We start from the raw sequence: 22,005 nt of genomic DNA on the forward strand, positions 1-22,005 counted from the left end.
GGGCGCCGTGAGGGCGAATGGGCGGGGTGTGGGGCGAATTCGCCAGCCTGCCCTGTCCGCGTCATGCAGGTCGGCGGTATCGGCTTGGTCGCATCACCCCTATCCCGGCCCGAGCGGTGTTCGGTTGGACACGGTATGGAAACGTTCTGGAAATACTTTCATGACCTGCGTCCGCTTGACCATCGGCGTCATCTGACCTAAGGTAAGTACTGTCGACGTAATGAGATGCCACAAAATATCAGTTCGATATTCAGGTAAGATGTATCGACATTGCCATGCAGATTACTGCTTTTACATGATTCTGATGAGTTCTATAATGGAAGATAATATTGTCATAAAAATCTGTGAGGATCTATGGATCTTAAATTAGCGATCTTTAGCCCTAGAAAGATCGATCATGACCAGGATTAAATTGGTAGTATCACAACTTTTATTCTCATTTTTGTTTCCTCCATTAGTCATTTTTGCGACGACATTTGCTAGCTTCCACCTTCAACAGGATTATTTCTATCAATTACTAATATGCTTTGCGTTATACTTCGCCATAAACATGTATTTAGCCATACTCGTAATGAGAGTTTACGGCATAATTTACTTTCTGGCAACACTCCCACCGATTTTCTTTTCAGCATGGATCAACACGTCCATGCAAGGTACGATCGAAAACAGTGCCTACGTTACGGCGTTAGAGATTATTAGACCAGCTGCTGCCGCGAACGAGCAGATCAGCATAGTTTCGCAGAAAGACATTATAAATTTTCATAAGATCGTTCTGCGAATACCGAACAATTCACGCGATCGCGAAGTGCTTCTAGACGATTTCTTACGCAATAGCCTAGATCCTTATACAGGATGCACGCTAGAGAGATCACATCTAAGAGGAAGCTACTACCTGATCGTAGCTTCATGCTAATGAGGAGGCAGCCATGTCTGAAATTTTCTATGTAAAAGATTCCTCTAAAAATCCCAACTTCGTTGCATCTAAATTCTTGACAGACTCGTTCGGTCACCCGGTTATCGCTTCCAACTCTGAGAATGCAAATTATCGCATTTACGATGTATTGGGTAACCAGACTGGAACTAACGTAAATAATTATATCATTGTGCTGCAGGATTTTGATATTAAGAAATTCCAAAATCTCGGTGTAATCACGCATTAATACATGAATTCCGATGATTCTGAGGGATACGCACAACTTCCGGGACTACTGCTCTTCGCCAACGCGTTCCGACCGGGCGGATCTTACGACGTACAAACCCATTACAATGGAACGAGCGGCAATAATGTTCCTGCGTACCGAGAGATCGCATCGTACGCATTAGGCGTCGCAGCACAAGCAGCCGGCTTCTCGACACAATTCACCGAATGGGGCGGAGGGATTGTTAACAAAATTCAGAATTATTTCGGGAACGCGCAAGATGTGAGCGGAAAATATGGGAATAATCCGAGAAACGTAAACGCCATCGAAAAGGGCTTTAATGATCAAAATAACGGCATCTTTCAGTACGATCGCTCAAGCATGGAGGACAGAGACAATATCATCAATTCGAATGAGAGTGGAGTGATTGCCCTTGAGCAGATCGACTTCGACAAAGATGGAGATAAAATTCATTCACAGCTGTCGTTCGACAAGAATAATAGCATATTTCGATTACATTCTACTATAAATAGCGAGGATGCTTACTACGAAATAAGAAAAAATGAATTACCATACGCCAAGCTCAGCAATGACGATGGGACTTCAACAGTATTCAGCAGTGATAATACCTCCACAGGCCAAGTTTATGGCCAAGTTTCCAGCTTTTTAGGGCAAAATCAAATGGATTGCATAGGCATTTCTTCAGATCAAAACGTCGTCATTAACATCATTTTATCGGGAATGAATCTGCCAATATCCGAAGGACAGAGATTGAATATAATGCATGACGCGCAAAATGAATATATATCGGGAGATGGAGCCCTCCTTGCTTTCGAACAAAATTCTAGTGGCAACGTGCAAGGAAGCACGGACACGATAATACTTCTGGATAACAGCAGGATTTATGTGGGCGTCTTCGGCCAGAACCAGACCGTGACCGAAGACAGCGGCAACAACTCCATCAATCTCGGCGGCAACGGCACCTCCGCCACCGTCGCGGGCGGGGGATATGTCGGCCTCTGCGACAGCAACCAGACCCTCACCCTCGCCGATCGGGGCTCCACGGTCCAGACCGCCGCGGGCGTAACCGGCGAGGACGTCACGGCGACGAACTCCACCATCAACTTCGGCACGAACGCCACCGCCAACATCCGTGGCGCTGGCGACGGCATCCACCTCAACCCCAATTCGGGCGACTATGCCGGCGTCTTCGGCCAGAACCAGACTGTCACCGGAGACAGCGGCAACAACTCCATCAATCTCGGCGGCAATGGCACCTCCGCCACCGTCGCGGGCGGGGGATATGTCGGCCTCTGCGACAGCAACCAGACCCTCACCGTCGCCGATTGGAGCTCCACCGTCCAGACCGCCGCGGGCGTGACGGACGAGGACGTCACGGCGACGAACTCCACCGTCAATTTCGGTGCCAACGCCACTGCCAACATCCGCGGCGCCGGCGACGGCATCCACCTCGACCCCAACGCGGGCGACTACGCCGGCGTCTTCGGCCAGAACCAGACTGTCACCGGAGACAGCGGCAACAACTCCATCAACCTCGGCGGCGACGGCACCTCCGCCACGGTTTACGGCGGAGGCTATGTCGGCCTCTGCGGCAGCAGCCAGACCCTCACCCTCGCCGATTGGGGCTCCACCGCCCAGACCGCCGCGAACGTCACCGGCGAGAGCGTCACCGCCAGCAACTCCACGATCGGCTACGGGGCGAATGCCAGCGCCAACATCCGCGGCAACGGCGACGCCATCCACCTCAACCCCAACGCGGGCGACTATGCCGGCGTCTACGGACAGAACCAGACCGTCACCGGCGACACCGGAAACGACACCGTCAACCTCGGCGGCAACGGCACCTCGGCCACGGTGTCCGGCGGAGGCTATGTCGGCCTCTGCGACAGCAACCAGACTCTCACCCTCACCGATGGCGGCTTCACCACCGACATGCTCCCCGGCCAGGCCGGTGAGACCGTCGCGGGCGACGACGGCACCATCAACTTCGCCCAGGCCGACAGGGGCAGCGTTCGCGGCTCCTTCGACACCATCACCGGAGTCCAGGGTCAGAACGTCATCACCTTCGCCGGCCACAACGAGACCATCAACATCAGCAACGGCGACATTGAGATCGACGGACCGACCTACGGCGACCGCTTCTGGGGCGACGACGATTCCGTCTTCGAGGACGGGCGCTACATCGGCGGCTCCGGCGACAACGGCGAATGGGACGGCGAAGGGGACGACGGCGGCTGGGACGAGGGCGGCGGCTGGGACGATCCCATCGTGCTCAACCTGAGCGGCCAACCCGTGCGCACCGTCGCCGCCGCGCAGGCCGGCGCCCGATTCGACGCGCGCGACGACGGCCGCAAGGTCGCGCTCGGCTGGGGGACTCCCGGCGAGGGCTACCTCGTCCACCTCGCCCCGGGCAAGCAGGCCGTGACCCAGGACGCCGCTCGTCCCCAGCTTCATGGCCCTGCGCCGCCTCGACGCCAACGGCGACGGACGCGTCGACGCGCACGACCCGGCCTATGCCGAGCTGAAGGTCTGGATCGACCCGACCGGCCACGCCGATCCCGGACAGGGCCAACTCGTCTCGCTCTCCGACCTCGGCATCGCCTCGCTGGACGTCAACGCCACCCCGAACCGCCGGGTCGACCAGGGCAACCTGATCCTGGACGACAGCCAGTTCCACTGGCGCGACGGCAAAGCCGGCAGCCTCGCGGGGGTCGCCCTGCGCATCGCCCCGGAGGTCTCGTCTCAGGGCACCGCGGACGCGTCCCCGTCCTCCCTCGCCGGCCACGTGTCGCGGCTGGCCGCCGCGATGGCGGGCTTCGGGGCGGGCGCAGCGGGCGCGACGAGCCCGGCCGCCTCGGTCCCGCCGCCGGCGCCCTCCCTGGCCGTGGATCCCACCCTGCACCCGCCGATGCGCCTCGCGGCCTGAGCCGCGCCCCGAGACCGGCCGGCCCGCCTTCCGGCAGGGCCGGCCGCGCCACCCCGCGCGCGGCGACGGCCCCACCCGGCCGCGCCGGCGCGACGGCCCATGCCACTCCCGCGCGAGCCTGCCTTGCACCCCTCCGGCACTCCCCCGCACGGCCCCGCCCGCGACGGCACCGAGCCGCCGCAGGCCCTGGATACCGGGGTCGCCTCCCTCGTCCTGATCGCCGCCCTGTGCCAGCGCGCCGTGGACGGGGCCCGCATCGCCCACGAGAACGGGCGCCCGGGTGAGCCGCTCTCGCGCGACGAACTGGTGCTCGCCGCGCGCCGCGCCGGCTTTCGCGCCCGCGCCGTGCGCGTCGGGCCCGCCCGCCTGCTCAGGCTGCCCCTGCCGGCCATCGGCCGCGACCGCGAGGGGCGCTTCTTCGTCCTCGCCCGGCACCAGCCCGGCCGCACGCTGATCCAGCGGCCCGGTCAGGCGCCCGGCCTGTGGGGCGAGGCGGAACTGGCCGATGCCTGGACCGGCGACCTCATCCTCCTGACCCCGCGCGACGCCGCGCCCGGGACCGAGGGACGCCGGTTCGGCCTCGCGTGGTTCCTGCCCAGCGCGGCCCGCTTCAAGGGGCTCTTCGGCGAGGTGCTGGTCATCTCCGTCGTCCTCCAGGTCCTCGGTCTCGTCACGCCCCTGTTCTTCCAGGTCGTCGTCGACAAGGTGCTGGTCCACAGGGGCCTCACCACCCTCGACGTCCTCGTGCTGGCCCTGGTCGCCGTCACCACGTGCGAGGCGCTGCTCGGCTACCTGCGCACGATCCTGTTCGCGCAGACGACCAGCCGGCTCGATTCCCTCCTCGGCACGCAGGTCTTCCGGCACTTGCTGGCGCTCCCGATCGCCTATTTCGGGGCGCGGCCGACCGGCCAGACCGTCGCCCGCCTGCGCGAGTTGGAGACGATCCGCCAATTCCTGACCAGCTCGGCCATGACGCTGACGGTCGACCTCGTCTTCTCGGGCCTGTTCCTGGCGGTGATGCTCGCCTACAGCCCGTCCCTCACGCTGATCGTGGCGCTCGGGCTGCCGCTCTATGTCGGCCTGAGCCTGACGCTCACGCCCCTGCTGCGCGCGCGGGTCGACGCGAAGTTCCGCTACGGCGCGGCGCAGCAATCCTTCCTCGTCGAGAGCCTCGCGGGCATCGAGACCCTCAAGGCCATGGCGGTCGAGCCGCAGGCGCGCCGCCGCTTCGACGAGGGCTTGGCCGGCTACATCGCCGCCTCGTTCCGGGTGGTCTCGCTCGCCGCCGGCAGCCAGGCGATCCAGCTCGTGGCCAAGCTCACCGCCGCCGCCGTGCTCTGGTTCGGCGCGCGGACGGTCATGGAGGGCGGCCTCTCGATCGGGGCACTGGTCGCCTTCACCATGCTGGCCGGCCAGGTCAACCAGCCGGTGCTGCGGCTCGCCCAGCTCTGGCAGGATTTCCAGCAGTTCCGCCTCTCGGTCGAGCGGCTCGGCGACATCCTGAACACCCCCGCCGAGACGGCGCTCGCCGCACCCCGCCTCGACCTGCCGGCGCTCGCGGGGGCGATCCGATTCGAGGGCGTCCGCTTCCGCTATCGGCCGGACGGCCCCGAGATCCTGCGCGGCATCGATCTCGCGATCCGGCCCGGCGAGGTGGTGGGCGTGGTCGGGCGCTCGGGCTCCGGCAAGTCGACGCTGACCCGCCTGATCCAGCGGCTCCACGTCCCGGAGCGCGGCAAGGTGCTGGTGGACGGGATCGACCTCGCCCTGATCGAACCGGCCTGGCTGCGCCGGCAGGTCGGCGTGGTGCTGCAGGAGAACGTGCTCTTCGCCCGCTCCGTGCGCGAGAACATCGCGCTCGCCGACCCGTCCCTGCCGCTGGAGCGAGTGATCGCGGTGGCGCGCCTCGCCGGCGCGCACGATTTCATCCTCGACCTGCCGCAGGGCTACGACACCGTGCTGGAGGAGCGGGGCGCCAACCTGTCGGGCGGGCAGCGCCAGCGCATCGCCCTGGCCCGCGCGCTGGCGACGAACCCGCGCATCCTCATCCTGGACGAGGCGACGAGCGCGCTCGACTACGAGTCGGAGCGGGCGATCCAGGCCAACATGCGGGCGATCTGCCGAGGCCGCACGGTCGTGATCGTGGCCCACCGCCTCTCGACGGTGCGGGGCGCCGACCGGATCCTGGTGATGGATCGCGGCCTCATCGCCGAGGAGGGCCGGCACCAGGAGCTCGCGGGTCTTCCCGACGGGCTCTACGCGGCGCTGGTCCGGGGGGCGAACGGCCATGGCTGAGGTGACCGCGCTCGCCCCGGCGGCGCCCCAGGGCGGGAGCCTGGACCGGGCCTTCCTGCCGGCCGAGCTCGAATTGCTGGAGACGCCGCCCTCGCCGACCCTGCGGGCGACGGCCTGGACGCTGATCGCGCTGGTGGCGGGAACGGTCGCCTGGGCCTGCGGGAGCGAGATCGAGATCGTCGCGACCGCGCCCGGCCGCCTCGCGCCGGTGGGCGAGGTGAAGGTGGTGCAGCCCCTGGAGACGAGCGTGGTCAGGGGCATCCACGTCGCGGAGGGGGACCACGTGGCGGCCGGCCAGAGACTGATCGACCTCGACCCAACGGAAGTCTCCGCCGATCTCGAAGCGACGCGCACCGAGCGCATGCAGGCCCTGCTCGACGCGGAGGCCGCGCGGCTCCTCCTGAGCGAGGCGGAGGATCCGGTGATCGCGCGCCTGCCCGAGGTGGACGAGGCGCTGCAGGCGGCGACGCAGGTCCAGCTCCGCCTGCAGGTGGCGGCGCACCGCGCGACCATGGGCGCGCTGCGCAGCGAGATCGCCGACAAGCAGGCGGCGCTGGCGTCGAAGCGGGTGGAGGAGAGCCGGAACGCAGAGCTCGTGCCGCTCGCCGAGGACCGCTACGCGACCCAGAAGGGTCTGTTCGCGCGGGGCAACACGTGCAAGCTGACCCTTCTTCAGGCCGAGGTCGACCTGATCGACAAGCGCGCGGACGCGCGCGCGCTGCCGGAGCAGGCCCGCCAGCTGCAGGCGGAGATCGCCGGGCTGGAGCAGAGGCTGGCACAGGCGCGGGCGGATTTCCTGAAGGAGGCGGCGGAGCAGCGGGTGACGGCTTTGCGGAAGGTGGCGGTGGCCGACCAGACCCTGCGCAAGGAGCGCGAGCGCGAAGCGGAGCGGCACCTGACGGCACCCGTGTCCGGCACGATCCAGGACCTGAAAGTGCACACGCTGGGCGGAGTCGTGAGCGCCGCCGAGACCCTGTTGACCCTCGTCCCGGACGACATGCCGCTGGAGGTAGAGGCATCGGTGGCCCATCGCGAGATGGGCTTCGTGCGGGAGGGTCAGCGGGCGGAGGTGAAGCTCGAAGCCTTCCCGTTCACCCGCTACGGGACGGTGGCGGGCACGGTGCGCCTCGTGGGCCGCGAGGCGAGCGCGCAGGGCGGGGCGATGCCGACGCGCCCGGGGGAGGAGCCGCGGGGGAGCGGCGCGGGTGAGGAGAGCGCCTATCGGGTGCGCGTCAGCCTCGACCGGGCGAGCGTCCCGACGGAGGGCGGTGCCGTCGCCCTGCGCTCCGGCATGGCGGTCCAGGCCGACATCATGACCGGCCGTCGCCGGGTGATCGCGTTCCCTCGTCGATCCGGTCCTGGCCGGCTGGAAGGAATCCGGGCACGAGCGCTGACGCGGGCGACCGCGCCCCTCGCCCGCCGCCGGCCTCACTCGACGCGCTCGACCAGCGTGCCGTCCTGCTCCAGGAGCCGGAGCAGGCCCGCGGGCCCGGGCAGATGCGCGGCGCCGACCGCCGCCAGGATCCCGCCCTGGTCGAGGAGGGGCCGCAGCCGCCGGTGCATGCGGCGGCTGCGCCCGTCGAGGAGCCGGTCGAGGAAGGCGGGCGGCAGCCGGGTCGCGGGATCGCCCGGCAGGAGCGCGGGCGCGCGCATCCAGGCGAGCAGCGCCCCGGTGTCGCGCGCGGCGTAGCGGGCGAGCGTCGTCTCCACGATGTCCTCGGCGGCGGGGGCCTGCCGCAGCACGGCGCGCAGCAGGGCCCGCTCGACCGGCACGGGCAGCCGGGCGACCGCGCCGACCTGCTCCTCCAGGGTCTCGAGCCCCACCACCGCGATCCCGGCCCGCCCGGCCTGCGCGGCCAGGACCTGCTCCGCGTAGGCGCCGCTCCCGTCCGCGGCCGGCCGCGCGCAGGCGGGAAGGTCGAGCATCAGGGCCAGCACCGCCGGGCGCAGCGCCAGGGCGGTCTCGACCGGGAAGCCCCGCTCGGCCACGAGGCGGCGCAGGCGGGCGAGGTCGGCCCGCGGCAGGAGCCGGGCGGCCCGGTGGCGGGCCGGCGCCGCGAACGCCGCCGGGACGCGGGCGGCGCGGCGCGCGCGCAGGGCGGCCGGCGTCTCGGCGAGTTCGAGCGCGACCCGGCGCAGGCCCGGCCAGATCCCGGCGAGGGCCGGCGGGACGGCGACGGCCCGCGGATCGTTGAGGTGAAGGGTTCCGAGCAGGTAGGAGGGCGCCCGGCCGGGCCGGCTGAGCCGGAACAGGATGCCGCCCGCGTGGGGCAGGCCGCGCCCGGCCTCGATCGTCGCCCAGAGCCCGGGCGCCTCGGCGCGGATGCGGGGAAAGAGGTCGCTTCCGCCGCAGGCCGCCTCGGCGCCCCCCGCCCCCGCGAGGGCGAGCGTCACGAGGGCGAGGCGGGCCGCCCGCCCCATCGCGGCGGCGGCCCGCGCCGCCCTCACCACCGGACGCGGACGCCGCCCTTGCCGCCGACGCCGAACAGGTTCTCGCCGCCGCGCACCTCGCCCTGCAGGAAGGTCGAGACGCCGTTGCCGAAGTCGAGATTGGCCGCGAGGATGCCCTGGCCGCGCAGCTTGCCCTCGTCGGAGCGCGCCAGGATGTCGGCGGCCACGAAGCCCGCGCCCGGGATGAACCCGCCGGTGACGATCACGTCCGAGTAGGCGAGCCCGGTGAGCGTGGTCGTGAGCCGGGTGGTCGGCCCGAACAGGATGTCGGTGCCGAGGCGCAGGCCGCCCTGCACGCGCAGCAGGTGGCCGTCGTCGAGGCCGAGCGCCAGGGCGTTCCGGTCGTAGACCGAGGCCGTGTAGCGCAGGCCCACGGTCGGCTCGAGCCAGATGTCGACGCCGACCGGGATGCGGTAATTGGCGTTGGCGATCACCGAGGTGTTGGTCAGGCCCGTGGAGGCGCTGCCCGCGAAGGGCACCACGCTCGGCGGGCGCAGCACGCCGCCGATGATGTTGGCCGAGAAGCCGAGCTGGTCGAGGAAGCGCTCGTCGAGGGCGTAGAGGTCGGCCTTGACGGTCAGGTCGGCCGAGAAGGGGCCGTCGAAGTAGGTCGCGAAGGCGCCGACCGAGGGACCGGCGAGGTTCGCCCGCAGGGAGCCCGCGCCGTTCGGCACCTGCCCGGCATTGGAGGAGAGGGCGCGGCTGGTGATGTCGACCGAGGCCGAGGTGTAGCCGGTGAGGAGGCCGAGGATGACGCCGTCGCCGGAGCGCCCGACATCGCGCAGCGTCACGTCGACGCCGCCGACGAAGCCCGCGCTGGTGGTGCGGCTCTCGATCGAGATGAAGAGCGGGGTCGGGAAGCCGCCGGGCGCCGCATTGGTGCAGCAATTGATGTTGTTCTGGCCCCGGCCGGACCGCTCCTCGTAATCGCCGAAGCCGAGGGCCCAGGCCGCGTAGCGCGGTCCCTCCGGCAGGGGCACGGCCTCGACCGGCAGGGGCGCGTCGTAGCCCTTCACGACCCGGGCGGGGCGGGGAGCCGGCTCGGCGAAGACGGGCTCCTCCCGCGGCTCCGGCGCGGGCCGGCGGGGCGCCCCGCGCCGCTCCAGGATCTGCGCATCGGTCTCCGCGCGCGCCGGCGCGCCGGCCCGGCGGGGCGGCGGCCGCCGCCCCGCCGGGCCGGCGCGCCGGGACGGCGCCGCCTCCTCGCGCTCGGGGGCGGCGGCCGGCCCGCGCGCGCGAGGCTCGGCGCTCCCGTCGGCCCGGGCGCGCGGGCCGGCCGCCGCGCCGCGGCGGGAGGATGGGCTGCGCGCCGCGTCCCGCTCGCGCCCGCGCGTCGCGGGCGAACGCTCGCCGCGCTCCGCGGTGGTCCGGTCGCGGCCGCCCTCGCGCTGGCCGCGCTCCGCGGCGCGCTGCGACGAATCCGGCTCGCGGCTGCCCTGGCGGGCGGCGGGCGAGCGGTCGCGCTGCGCCTCGGCGTTGCGCCGGGCGCCGATCGCGTCCGTGGTGGCCCGGGAGGTCTCCTGGGTCGAGGTCTGCGACAGGTTGCTGAGCGCCTGGCTGCCGAGCGCCGCGCCCGAGAAGGCGCCGATCGTGCCGTTGGTGCAGGCGCCGTTGTCGAGGGCGAAGCCGGCCTGGTCCGGCGTGCCGGCCGTGCCCGCCACCACGGTCGGGCAGAAGGCCCGCTGGGCCTGCGCGGGCGCCGCCTGCACCAGCAGAAGGGCCGTCGCGCCGAGCAGCGCGGAGCCGACAAGTGGATGAGCTGGCCGAATCATGCGTTTTCCTCACCGAGCCCGGACCGTAGATGCTGCGCCGAACCTTGGCTGTGACGGCTTGGCAACTCGCGGCGACTGCGTGCGCCGGGACGCCCGCGCGCGGCACGGACCGGCCCGCAGCACAAGTGCGGGACGGCACCTCCGGGCAAGGCGCGCGGTGCGAAGCAAGGTCGCGGCCTGCGCCGCCGTGCTATGGTAATCCGAGTCTGAAGGGGTAGAGCATGTCTCTTAACCGCCGGTTGACTTGCTGGGTGCTGCTCCTCGCGGGGCTGGCCGGGAGCCTCGCCGGCCCCGCGGCCGCGGGGGACCGGGAGAGCTGCAACCGGTCGATGGCGGACCCGAATGCCGGCATCCCGGCCTGCACGCGGCTGCTGGACCAGGAGCGCAATCCGGAGGTCGTTCCGGGCCTCTACAACAACCGCGGCGTCGCGAAGGTGCAGGCGGGCGACCAGCGCGGCGCGGTGGAGGACTTCACCCGCGCCCTCGACCGCAAGCCCGGCTTCCTCGACGCCCTGCGCAACCGCGGCATCGCGTGGCAGATGCTGGGGGATTACGACCGGGCGGTCGCGGACCTCACCCAGGCCCTGCGGCTCGACCCGCGCTCGGCCGCGACGCTCAACGCCCGCGGCGCCGCCCTCCTCAGCAAGGAGGAGTACGACCGCGCCATCACCGACTTCACGGCCGCCATCGCCCGCGAGCCCGGCTTCTTCCGCGCCTTCGCCAATCGCGGCCTCGCGCACCTCGCCAAGCGCCAGCTCGACCGGGCCCTCGACGATTTCAACGCCCTGATCAGGCTGCAGCCCAACGAGCCGATCGGGTACGAGAACCGCGCCGCCCTGCTGATCGACCGGGGCGAGTTCGACGGGGCGATCGCCGATTACAACACGGCGATCCGCCTGCGCCCGCGCAACTGGCAGGCCTATAGCCAGCGCGGCGAGGCGTGGCGGCTCAAGGGCGAGGTGCAGCGGGCGCTGGCGGACCACGACCGGGCGGTGGAGCTCGGCCGGGCCCCGGAGGCCTACACCAACCGCGCGCTGGTGTTCAAACAGACGGGGCAGCTCGACAGGGCGCTGGCCGATTGCGACGAGGCGCTGCTGCACAATCCGCGCTTCGCGCTGGCGCTGGCCAACCGGGGCGAGATCCTGCGCCTGCGCGGCGAGGTCGGCCGGGCGATCGACGACCTGACCCGGGCGATCGCCCTCAACCCGAAATCGCCCGTCGCCCTGACCTTCCGCGGCGACGCGTACCGGCAGGCGGGCCAGCCCGACCGGGCGATCGCCGATTACGACGAGGCGCTGCGGGCCGTGCCGGACTTCGTGGCGGCCTTTGCGGGGCGCGGCCTCGCCCGCGAGCAGCGGGGCGAGGCCTCCCTCGCCCGCGCGGATTTCGAGCGGGCGATGGGCCTCTCGCCGGACCGCGACGCCGCCCTGGCGCGGCCCGCCCAGGCGCTGGCCCACGAGCGCATCGCCGCGCTGGCGAGCCTCCAGGCCGAGCGGGCACGCAGCGCCACGCGGGCCGCCGAGTCGCGGATCGCCGAGGAATCGGCCAAGCGCGCCTCCGCCACGCAGGCGGCCGAGGATGCCCGCGACGCCCGCCTGCGCGCGGAGGCCGAGGCGCAGGCCCGCAGCGAGGCGGAGAGCCGGGCCCGGGCCGAGTTCGAGGCCAGGGCGAAGGCCGAGGCGCGGGCCGAGGCCCTGGCCCGGATCCAGTCGGCCGACCAGGATCGCAAGACGGCGCTCGCCGAGGCGGCGCAGGCCCGGGCCGCCGCCGCCGAGGCGGTGCAGGCCGCCACGCGGGCGCGCATCGCCGCCGAGGAGGAGGTGAGGCGCAAGGCCGAGCGCGAGGCCGCGGCCCGGGCCGACCTGCTGGCGCAGATCGCGGCCTCGAACACCGCGCTCGCCGGCGCCCGCGCCGAGGCCGAGCGCGCCCGGCTCGCCGAGGAGGCCGCCCGCCGCAGCGCCGACGCCGCCGAGAACCGCGCCCGCGCGGCCGAGGCGGAGGCCCGCAAGGTGCTCCAGAAGCTCAAGAGCAAGCTGGCCGAGGCGCCGCCGCCGCCCGTCCCCGCGGATCCGGGCCGGCGGGTGGCGCTGGTGGTCGGCAACGCCGCCTATCGGGACTTCTCGCCCCTCATCAACCCGCGGCGGGATTCCCAGGCGGTCGCCGAGGCGTTCCGGCGCCTCGGCTTCCAGACCGTGATGGCCCACAGCGACCTCGACCGGGCCGGCTTCATCAAGGCCCTGCGCGCCTTCGAGGACGAGGTCGAGACCGCCGACTGGGCGGTGATCTACTACGCCGGCCACGGGCTGGAAGTCGCGGGCATGAACTACGTCATCCCGGTCGACGCCTCCCTCAAGGCCGACCGCGACGTGCAGGACGAGGCCGTGACGGTGGAGCGCATCCTCACCGCCACCGAGCGGGCGCGCAAATTGCGGCTGATCGTGCTCGATGCCTGCCGGGACAACCCCTTCATCCCGCGGATGCGCCGCCAAGTGGCGACGCGCGCGATCGGGCGGGGTCTCGCCAAGATCGAGCCGGAGGGCGGCACCCTGGTCGCCTTCGCGGCCCGCGACGGGCAGGTGGCGCAGGACGGCACCGGCAGCAACAGCCCCTTCGCGGCCTCGTTCGTCAAGAACGTCATGGAGCCGGGGCTGGAGATCAACATGCTGTTCCGCCGCGTGCGCGACGAGGTCTACGCCGCCACCAACCGCGCGCAGGAGCCCTTCACCTACGGGTCGCTCCCCGGCGAGGCCTTCTACTTCCGTCCGCGCTGAGCCGGCGGTGACCCCGCCGGCCCCGGCGGGGCGAGCCGAGGCCGACGGGCGCGCCCCGCAGACGATCGCGGCGCTCCCGCCCGTCATCCGCCATCCGGTTGATGGCTTCGCCATCTCCCTTCTCGGCCATGCGGATTTGGGCTTCGCTCAGGCGCCGCGCAGGCGTGTGATCCGGGATCCGCGTCGATCAAGCGGATCCCGGATCAGGCCCGGCCCGGATAGTCCGGGTCCAGCACGAAGGGGAACGGCCCCGGATAGCGCTCCACGTAGACCATGTGGGAGACGATCCCGGTCTCGGGCGCGTAGCGGTGGAGCTGGAAGGCCGGCGGCTCCAGCACGAGGCCGCTCTCCCGGCCCGGATTCAGGTCGAGGGCGACCTGATGCGCCACGCTTGGCGCCACCTGCGCGATGGTCCCGGCGTAGCGCATCTGGATCGGCCGGTGATGGTGGCCGCAGAGGATCCGCTCGACGTTGGGATGCGCCTCGATCAGGGCGCGCAGGCGCGGCTCCCCGTCGAGGAGGCGGATGCGGTCCATGCCCTCCATCCCGCACGCGAAGGGCGGGTGGTGCAGGAACACGAGCGTCGGCCGGTCGCCGCCCGCCGCCAGCGCCTCCTCCAGGAAGGCGAGGCGGCGCGCGCAGAGCGCCCCGTGGCTCGCCCCCGCGACCAGCGTGTCGAGGCCGATCAGACGCACCGGCCAGTCGTCCACGACGTACTGGACGAACTCCTCCATCGCGCCGGGCAGCCAAGCCGCCGGGAGCGCGGCGCGCAGCGCCTCGCGGCGGTCGTGGTTGCCCGGCACCACGAAGACCGGGAGCGGCAGCCGCCCGAGCAGGCCGCGCAGCAGCGCGTACTCCTCCGGCAGCCCGCAATCGGTGAGGTCGCCGGTGACCAGGACCACGTCCGGGCGGGGCTGGAGGCTGGCGAGCGCGTCGACCGCGCGCTCGACCAGCATGTTGGTCTCGGCCACCCGGTAGGCCGGGCGCCCGCGGGGGCGCAGGTGCAGGTCGGTGATCTGGGCGATCAGCATCGGCTCACTCCGCGCCCGGCAGCCGCAGCGCCGTGTCCTCGACGTAGGGGCGCAGGATCGCGTCGGCGCTCGTCTGGGCGGCGGCGAGGGCCTCCTTCGGCTGGCGCTTGCCGGCGAGCACCGCCTGCAGCTCGTCCTCGATCGCCTTGCGCACCGGCACCGTGCGGTAGGTGGCAAACCAGGGCTTGGCGTTGGCGAGCTGGTCGACGGCGATCTTCGCGTCCGGGTTCCCGGCGAGGAAGGCCCGCATCTCGGGCAGGTCGTAGGCGGCCCGGTTCGGCGCGAAGTAGCCGGTCGCCCGGCTCCAGCGGCCCGAGATCGCCGGCGAGGTCAGCCATCGGATCAGGGTCCAGCCGGCCTTGCGGGTCTCGGGGTCGAGGCCGGTCGGCTGGACCAGGGAGGCGCCGCCGATCGGCACCGCCGGGCGCACGTTCATCGGCACGAAGGCGACCCGGAACGGGAACTTGGCGCTGTCGCGGATGAAGGTGAGGGAACCGGTCGAGATGATCATCATCGCGGCCTGGCCCGACAGGAACGCGGCCGTGACCGCCGGGCCCTTGATCTCGCCGGCCGGATGCACCTTGGCCCTGTGCACGAGGTCGGCCCAGAAGCTCAGGGCGCCCAGCACCGTCGGCGTGTCGTAGTAGACCTCGCCACCATACTCCTCGTTGTACCAGCGCCCGCCATTCGACAGGGTGAGCGCCTGCAGGATCCAGCCACCGTAATCGTAGTTGGACGGCATCATGATCCCCCAGCGGGTGACCCGGCCGCCCTCGCGCCGCGTGAGCTTGCGGGCGGCGGCGGCGAGCTCGTCCCAGGTCCGCGGCGGCGCGTCGGGGTCGAGGCCGGCCTCGCGGAACTGCTCGACATTGTAGTAGAGCAGGGGGGTCGAGTTGTGGAACGGCACCCCGTAGACCTTGCGCTCGACGACGGCGTTGCCCTTCAGCGCCGGGAAGAACTGGTCCATGAAGGCGTCCGGGGTCCCGCCCTCGGCCGCGATCAGGTCGTCGAAGGGCGCGATCTCGCGCTCGATGGCGAGGTCGGTGAGGAAGTTCGCCGACATGATGACGGCGCCCGGCGGCTTGCCGGCCTTGATCGCCGCCCGGGTCTTCAGCAGCGTGTCGTCGTAGGAGCCCGTGAAGACGGGCGTCACCCGGGTGCCGGGATGGGCCTCGTTGAACTCCTTGACCAGCCCCGTCATGGTCCTGGCCAGGGCCCCGTCGACCGGCACCGGGAAGAACAAGTCGAGGTCCGCCGCCGCCGCGCCGGCCGCGCCGCCGAGGAGGAGTGCGGCCGCGAGGCGCGCGGCCCTCCACCAGGAGGTCGCGGCACGCGCTTGCGCGTGATCATTTGCCCTCTTCATGACTTTTCCTCTTCATGATTTGCCCTCCTCATCACTTGAGGCCGGAGTCGAGGAAGCTGTTCACGAAGCGGCGCTGGAACAGCAGGAAGGCGACGAGGAGCGGCGTGCTGACGAGGAGCGTCCCGGCCGCGATCACGCCCCAGGCCTGGGTGCCCTCGGCGCTGAGCGTGAAGGTGGCGAGGCCGAGGGTGAGCGGCCGCCGGTCGGGGGAGGTGACGACCATCAGCGGCCAGACGAACTCGTTCCAGTGGGTCGTCACCGAGACGATCGAGAAGGCGATCAGGGTCGGCTTGGTCAGCGGCAGGTAGACGTGGCGGATGCGCTGGAGGAGGCCGGCCCCGTCGATTCGGGCAGCGTCCTCGAGTTCGCGCGGCACCTCGCGGAAGCTCTGGCGCAGCAGGAAGGTCCCGAAGGCGGTGGCGCAGTAGGGCGCCATCACGCCCGGCAGCGTGTCGTAGAGGCCGAGCATCGCCACCGTCTTCAGGTTGGGGACGATCAGCACCACCGGAACCAGCATCAGCTGGACCAGGAAGGCGTAGAACAGGGCCGTGCGGCCGGGAAAGTCGAGGCGCGCGAACGCGTAGGCGGCGAGCGAGGCGGTGACGAGCTGCAGCGCCAGGATGCCGGCGCAGATCAGCAGCGTGTTGAGGGCGTAGAGCGGGAAGGGCGCCGAGGCCCAGGCCTCCGCGAGGTTGGCGAGGCTGGGCGCTCCACCCGGCACCAGGGAGGCCGCGGCGCCCGCGGCCCCGGGCGGGCGCAGGGTCGCGACCCCCATCCACAGGAAGGGGATCACCCAGACGAGGGCGAGGAGCCCCGCCGCGGCGCGCCCGAGGGCGGGGAGGCGCTCCCGGGTCACGGCGCCTCCTCCGACCGGCGCTCGACCCGGCGCAGGGAGGCGGCGGTGAGCGCGATCAGGATCGCCAGCATCACCACGGTCGCGGCGGCGGCCCGGCCGCCGTCGTAGCGCTCCACGGCCTGCTCGTAGATGTACAACAGGAAGAGCTTGGTGGCGTCCGAGGGCCCGCCCCTGGTGAGCACGAAGACGTGGTCGACCTGCGTCACCACGTTGAGGAGGGCGATGACGAGGACGAAGGCGAGCGTCGGCCGCAGGGCGGGCAGGATGACGAAGCGCAGGCGCTGCCAGGGCCCCGCCCCGTCGAGGAGCGCGGCCTCGCGCAGCTCCGCCGGGATCGCCTGCAGGCCCGCCAGGACGAAGAGCATGTAGTAGCCGGCGTTCTTCCACACCGTCAGGGCGGCGATCGACAGGAGCGCGAGGTCCGGGTCGCCGAGCCAGTTGGCGCCCGAGAGGCCGAGCTTGGCGAGATGGTAGTCGATCAGCCCGGTGCCGGGCAGGAACAGGAACAGGAACAGGGCCGCCGCGCCGACGAGCGGGATCATCACCGGCAGGAAGAACGCGGCGCGCAGGAGCGCCCGCAGGCGCCCGCCGCCGTCGAGGGCGAGGGCGAGGGCGACCGCCAGGACGAGGCTCGGGACCACCGTCAGGAGGGCGTAGAGCCCGGTCTGGAGGAGCGAGGTCCGGAACGAGGGATCGGCGAACAGCGCCGCGAAATTGTCGAGCCCGACGAAGCGGGTGGTCCGGCGCGAGACCGCGTGGGTGGCGTCCCACAGCACCTCGGCGACCGGCCAGTAGGTGAAGAGGGCGAGGAAGATCAGCGAGGGGAGCAGGAGCCCGTAGGGCAGGAGCGGGCGGAGCGACGGCCGCATCCGTGGCGGGGGAGCCGCCGGAGCACTGGTCCGCGTCTGTTCGAGCGCCTGCGACACCGGGATCCGCCGAAACCGTCGACGGCGCCGTCATCGGGGGCTTCGATGACAGGGGAATGAAGGCGCCGCGCCCGAGGCGTCACCCCGCCCGCGGCGCCACCCGCATCGGCATGCCCTCGGCCGGCCGCAGGGTGATGCGCTGCTTGAGCGTCGGCACGAAGCCCGGGCGCAGGGCGAAGCGCAGGTCGCGGATCAGCACCGCCAGGATCGCCACCGCTTCCATGAGCGCGAAGCTCATGCCGATGCAGATGCGCGGCCCCGCCCCGAAGGGCAGGTAGGCGTAGCGGTCGCGGGCCTTGGCGGCCTCGGGGGCGAAGCGGTCCGGGTCGAAGCGGTCGGGCTCGTCCCAGAGCAGGGCGTGGCGGTGGATGGCGTAGATCGGCACGGTCACCGGGGTGCCGGGGCCGATCCGGTGGCCGCCGACATCGACCTCCTCCAGCGCCGCCCGCACCAGGACGGGGGCGGGGGGGTAGAGGCGCATCGCCTCCTGGATGGCCTGGCGCGTGAAGCCGAGCGCCTCGACGTGGTGCGGCGCCAGGGGCCCGCCGCCCGTCACCGCCTCGACCTCCGCCACGACCCGCGCCTCGATCGCGGGATGCAGGGCCAGGAGGTAGAGGGTCCAGGCGAGGGCGAGCGCCGTGGTCTCGTGCCCGGCGGTGACGAAGGTGAGCAGGTTGTCGGCGACGTCGCGGTCGTCCATCGCCCGGCCGGATTCCGGATCGCGGGCGGCGACCAGCAGGCTGAGCAGGTCGTCCCGGCCCTCGACGCCGCCGGCCCGGCCCTCGGCCACGAGGCGCAGGAGCTCGTCCCGCAGGTAGGTCCGCGCCGCCTCGGAGCGCCGCCGGCCCGGGAAGGGCATCCAGGCCGGCGCCCGCAGCAGGGTCAGGGCGAAGATCCAGCTGGTCGATTCGAGGTAGTCGGTGATGCCGCGCTCGACCCGCGCCACGTCGATGCGGCCGTGGCTGGAGAGCATGGTGGCGGCGATGATGTCGAAGGTGGTGCGCATCATCACCTGGGCGAGGTCGGCCTCGGTGCCGGGCGGCAGGCCCTTCAGCGCCTCGCGGGTGCGCTCGGCGGCGGCGATCATCGCCGGCAGGAAGCCCAGGATGCGCTCGTTGCGGAAGATCGGCGCCGCCGCCCGCCGCTGCCAGCGCCAGCGCGCCCCGTCCGCGGTCAGGATCGCGTCGCCGAGGGCCGGCGAGAGGGAGCGGCGCAGCACCTCCGACTTCTCGAAGGACTCGGCCCGATCGACCAGCACCGTCCGCACGAGGCCCGGATCCATCACGAACAGGGTCGCGCGGCCCAGGAAGGTCGATTGGTAGACGCGGTCGCGGTAGACCGCGCGCGGCCAGGTCTCGACCGGGTTGCGCACCACGGTGCGGATGTAGCGCAGGGGCGCGAGCGGGGTCTCGGGCGGGTCGAGGCGGGCCGTCGTCGGCCAGTCCAGCGGGAGCGTCGGTTGCGCGGTCATGGCTCGGCCGTCCTCCGCGCCCGAAGCGGCGCCTGCGCGCCCAGCGGCGCTCCGGCGCCCGCGAGGGCGCCCCGCGCCCCGGGTCGCGGCGCGCTCCTGAACCTCGTCACCCGGTGGGCCGGCATCAAGGCCCCGGGCGACCGAGCCCCGTCCTTGCGGGCAGACCTGGGCGGCAGCGTGGCCGCGCGGACGCAACGCCCGGGCGCGCGCCACGTTGATGCTCCGCGCCGCGGCGGCCGGGCGCGCGGCGAGGCGCCCGCCCGCGGTTCACTCAGGACCGCCCGGGACGGGAGACCCTGCCCGGGACGGACCGTCGCCGCGAGGAGGATTCCATGCAGCCCGCCATCGACCGCGCGACCCTCGACCGGCTGATCGCCCGAGGCAGGGAGCGGGGCGAACTCACCAGCGCGGACCTGCGCGCCGCGCTTCCGATCTCGGGGATGAGCCCGGACGCGATCGCCCTGGTGCTGATCGAACTCGAGGAGGCCGGCGTGCCGGTCGAGCTGGAGGAGGATCTGCTCGCGCCGGGGCGGGGATTCTCCGCCGCGCCGCCGCCGGCCGCCGAGCTGCCGGCGGGGCGCGAGGCGCCGCGGGCGGCCCCGCCCGGCCCGGCGGCGCGCGCCGGCGCGGCCTCCGCCGCCGCCGCACCCCGGCCGGCGCCGGCCCGGCCCGCCGCCCGGGAGGATCGGGCGATCGCGCTCGCCGGGTTCGGCGCGATCGTCCTCGGGCTGCTCATCGCCGCCGCGCTCTCCCATTGACGGCTCGACACGAGGCTGCGATGCGCGACCACGCCTACCCGTTCGGCATCGAGGAGGAGTTCTTCCTCGCCGACGCGGCGACCCGCGGCACGCCCGGCGAGGGCGTGGCGGGCTTCCACGCCGCCGCCCGCGCGCTCCTGCCCGCCGCCGAGCGCGAGTTGCTGGAGAGCCAGGTCGAGATCGCCTCGCCGCCTGCGACCGAGGCCGCGGCGGCCCGCGCCTCCCTCGCCGGCCTGCGCCGGGGCCTCGCCGAGATCGGGCGGGTGCACGGGCTCCTGGTCCTCGCCGCCGGCACCCACCCGACCGCCGCCTGGGAGCGGCAGCGGCCGACGGACGGCGCCCGCTACCGGACGATCCTCGACGCGGTGCGGATGGTCGGGCGGCGCAGCGTGGTGAGCGGGCTGCACGTCCACGTGGAGGTGGCGGATCCGGCGGCCCGCATCGACCTGCTGACCCGGCTGACGCCCTTCCTGCCCCTGCTCCTCGGGCTCTCGGTCTCCTCGCCCTTCTGGCAGGGCCGCCCGACCGGCCTCGCGGGCTACCGGCTCAGCGTCTTCGGCGAGCTGCCCCGGACCGGGCTGCCCGACTTCTTCGCCGGGCCGGACGCCTACGCGCGCTACATTCGGATCATGGAGCGGGCGGGCGCCATACGGGACGCGAGCTTCCTGTGGTGGCACCTGCGGCCGTCCCTGCGCTACCCGACGCTGGAATTGCGGGTCGCCGACAGCATCCCGCGCCTCGACGACGCGCTCGCGGTGGCGGCGCTCTACCGCTGCCTGGTGCGCGCGGTCGAGCGCCGCCCCGACCTGAACGCGGACCTCGACGGCGTCTCCCGCGCGCTCGCCCGGGAGAACCTCTGGCGGGCGCAGGCGGACGGCGCGCGGGCCGCGCTGATCGACGAGGCGCGCGAGGCCGCGGTGCCGTTCGCGGAGGCCCTGGAGGCGGTCCTCGCCCTGGTGGCGGAGGATGCCGAGGCGCTCGGCTGCCCCGAGGCGCTGGAGGGGCCGCGGCGGATCCTGGCGCAGGGGACGAGCGCCGACCGTCAGGTGGCCGCCTACGAGGCCGCCCGCGGCGCCGGGGCGAGCGAGGAGGCGGCCCTCGCGGCCGTGGTCGACCTGCTCGCCCGCGAGACGGACGGACGCGAGGGCGCCGCGCCGGCGTAGGGCGGCCCGGCGCGGCCCGTCAGGCCCGCAGGCTGGCGAGGGCCGGCGTGACGAGGTGGCGGGCGACCGGGATCAGCAGCGCGCCGACGACGAGGCCGACCACGCCCGAGAGCGCGGCCGTCACCACCCACTCGGCCGCGGCCTCGCCGAAGGGCACCCGATCGCCGACCGCCTCGGCGGCATGCGCGATGCCGTGGCCGAGCGCGGCGAGGCCGAACCCCTCCAGCCCGTGCACCAGGATGCCGCCGCCGACCCAGATCATGGCTGCCGTGCCGACGATCCCGAGCCCGCGCAGCAGCGCCGGCATCAGGCGGACCAGCCCGCGCCCGACTGCCCGGGTGAGCGGGCGAAGCCGCCGGTCGCCCGGGGTCGGGGCGGGCCCCGAAGGCGCGCGCAGGCCGAACAGGGTCGAGGCCGGGCGCTCCTCGCGGGCGAGGGCCAGCCCGACATCGTCCGCCTTCACGATCAGCGCCACCACCCCGTAGACGAGTCCGGTGATGCCGATGCCCACCGCCGCCAGCACGAAGACCTGGGTGGCGAGCCCGGCCTCCGCCACGCCCGCGAGGGTGAGCGCCATGATCTCGGCCGAGAGGATGAAGTCGGTCTTGATGGCGCTCGCGACCTTCTGGTCCTCCACCGCCCCGGCGTCCCGCGGGGTCGCCGGCTCGGCCTCCTCGCCCCCGCCGTGGGGCCACAGAGCCTCCACCACCTTCTCGGCCCCCTCGAAGCACAGGTAGGCGCCGCCCAGCATCAGCAGCGGGGTGAGCAGGAAGGGCGCCAGGAAGCTCAGCGCCAGCGCGCCGGGAAGCAGGAAGAGCAGCTTGTTGCGAAGCGAGCCGAGCGCGATCTTGCCGATGATCGGCAATTCGCGCGAGGCCGAGAAGCCGGTGACGTAGCGGGGCGTGACGGCCGTGTCGTCGATGACGACCCCCACCGCCTTGGCGCCGGCCCGCGTGGCCTGCGAGGCCGCGTCGTCGAGGGAGGCGGCCGCGAGCTTCGCCAGGCCGGCGATGTCGTCGAGGAGCGCGATCAGGCCGGTCGCCATCGGGTGTCCCGCGTGGT

General features: G+C 71.6%; 13 protein-coding genes and 1 pseudogene. 6 read left to right on the forward strand and 8 right to left on the reverse strand.

All coding sequences use genetic code 11. The annotated features are described in order from the left end of the window. Positions 1–1,163 precede the first annotated feature (1,163 nt). The 3 genes and pseudogenes from MET2598_RS43920 to MET2598_RS43120 form a co-directional block, all read left to right on the forward strand. On the forward strand, positions 1,164–4,370 hold the full coding sequence (locus tag MET2598_RS43920; RefSeq protein ID WP_442918998.1) for a hypothetical protein: 3,207 nt from the start codon (positions 1,164–1,166) through the stop codon (positions 4,368–4,370). Next, a complete protein-coding gene (locus MET2598_RS0128575; RefSeq protein WP_442919016.1) occupies positions 4,312–6,381 on the forward strand; it encodes a type I secretion system permease/ATPase in 2,070 nt (689 codons plus the stop codon). Before MET2598_RS43920 ends, MET2598_RS0128575 begins: the two co-directional genes overlap by 59 nt. Then, positions 6,374–7,711, forward strand: a pseudogene (locus tag MET2598_RS43120) (HlyD family type I secretion periplasmic adaptor subunit); the annotation flags it as partial. The gene MET2598_RS0128575 and the pseudogene MET2598_RS43120, both read left to right, overlap by 8 nt. A 98-nt stretch (positions 7,712–7,809) precedes the next feature. Here MET2598_RS43120 and MET2598_RS0128585 read toward each other — a convergent pair. Then, the gene (locus MET2598_RS0128585) at positions 7,810–8,832 is read right to left on the reverse strand and encodes a TraB/GumN family protein (protein ID WP_157182276.1); all 1,023 of its coding nucleotides are present in this window, start codon (positions 8,830–8,832) and stop codon (positions 7,810–7,812) included. Continuing rightward, positions 8,826–10,604 carry an autotransporter outer membrane beta-barrel domain-containing protein gene (locus MET2598_RS0128590; RefSeq protein ID WP_026190993.1) on the reverse strand — a complete coding sequence of 593 codons (1,779 nt, stop codon included), beginning with the start codon at positions 10,602–10,604 and terminating at the stop codon, positions 8,826–8,828. The genes MET2598_RS0128585 and MET2598_RS0128590 overlap by 7 nt, the downstream gene beginning before the upstream one ends. A gap of 221 nt (positions 10,605–10,825) precedes the next feature. Here MET2598_RS0128590 and MET2598_RS0128595 point away from each other — a divergent pair, with 221 nt between their 5' ends. Further along, positions 10,826–13,375, forward strand: coding sequence for a tetratricopeptide repeat protein (locus MET2598_RS0128595; protein WP_236728830.1), 2,550 nt, complete (start codon positions 10,826–10,828; stop codon positions 13,373–13,375). A gap of 203 nt (positions 13,376–13,578) precedes the next feature. On the opposite strand, the gene MET2598_RS0128600 is transcribed toward MET2598_RS0128595, so the two are convergent. From MET2598_RS0128600 to MET2598_RS0128620, 5 genes are all read right to left on the reverse strand, one after another. Beyond that, positions 13,579–14,406: a phosphodiesterase gene (locus MET2598_RS0128600; RefSeq protein ID WP_018263183.1), complete on the reverse strand. Its 828-nt coding sequence runs from the start codon at positions 14,404–14,406 to the stop codon at positions 13,579–13,581. Between the two features lie 4 nt (positions 14,407–14,410). After that, the gene (locus MET2598_RS0128605; RefSeq protein WP_018263184.1) at positions 14,411–15,769 is read right to left on the reverse strand and encodes an ABC transporter substrate-binding protein; all 1,359 of its coding nucleotides are present in this window, start codon (positions 15,767–15,769) and stop codon (positions 14,411–14,413) included. Between the two features lie 31 nt (positions 15,770–15,800). After that, complete coding sequence (locus MET2598_RS0128610; protein WP_018263185.1) at positions 15,801–16,625, reverse strand: carbohydrate ABC transporter permease; 825 nt, start codon at positions 16,623–16,625, stop codon at positions 15,801–15,803. Beyond that, positions 16,622–17,494 carry a carbohydrate ABC transporter permease gene (locus MET2598_RS0128615; protein ID WP_018263186.1) on the reverse strand — a complete coding sequence of 291 codons (873 nt, stop codon included), beginning with the start codon at positions 17,492–17,494 and terminating at the stop codon, positions 16,622–16,624. Before MET2598_RS0128615 ends, MET2598_RS0128610 begins: the two co-directional genes overlap by 4 nt. Positions 17,495–17,630: 136 nt before the next feature. Beyond that, on the reverse strand, positions 17,631–19,022 hold the full coding sequence (locus MET2598_RS0128620) for a cytochrome P450 (protein ID WP_018263187.1): 1,392 nt from the start codon (positions 19,020–19,022) through the stop codon (positions 17,631–17,633). A 332-nt stretch (positions 19,023–19,354) separates the two neighbouring features. Between MET2598_RS0128620 and MET2598_RS0128625 the strand changes: the two genes are divergently transcribed. Continuing rightward, a complete protein-coding gene (locus MET2598_RS0128625; RefSeq protein WP_018263188.1) occupies positions 19,355–19,780 on the forward strand; it encodes an RNA polymerase sigma factor region1.1 domain-containing protein in 426 nt (141 codons plus the stop codon). Positions 19,781–19,800: 20 nt separating this feature from the next. Continuing rightward, positions 19,801–20,943 (forward strand): carboxylate-amine ligase, encoded by a 1,143-nt coding sequence (locus tag MET2598_RS0128630; protein WP_018263189.1) that lies wholly within the window; start codon positions 19,801–19,803, stop codon positions 20,941–20,943. Between the two features lie 19 nt (positions 20,944–20,962). Here the strand turns inward: MET2598_RS0128630 and MET2598_RS0128635 are convergent, their stop codons facing one another. After that, positions 20,963–21,988: a DUF808 domain-containing protein gene (locus tag MET2598_RS0128635; protein ID WP_018263190.1), complete on the reverse strand. Its 1,026-nt coding sequence runs from the start codon at positions 21,986–21,988 to the stop codon at positions 20,963–20,965. Positions 21,989–22,005: the final 17 nt, after the last annotated feature.

The sequence above is a fragment of the Methylobacterium sp. WSM2598 genome (genome assembly GCF_000379105.1).
GTDB lineage: Bacteria > Pseudomonadota > Alphaproteobacteria > Rhizobiales > Beijerinckiaceae > Methylobacterium.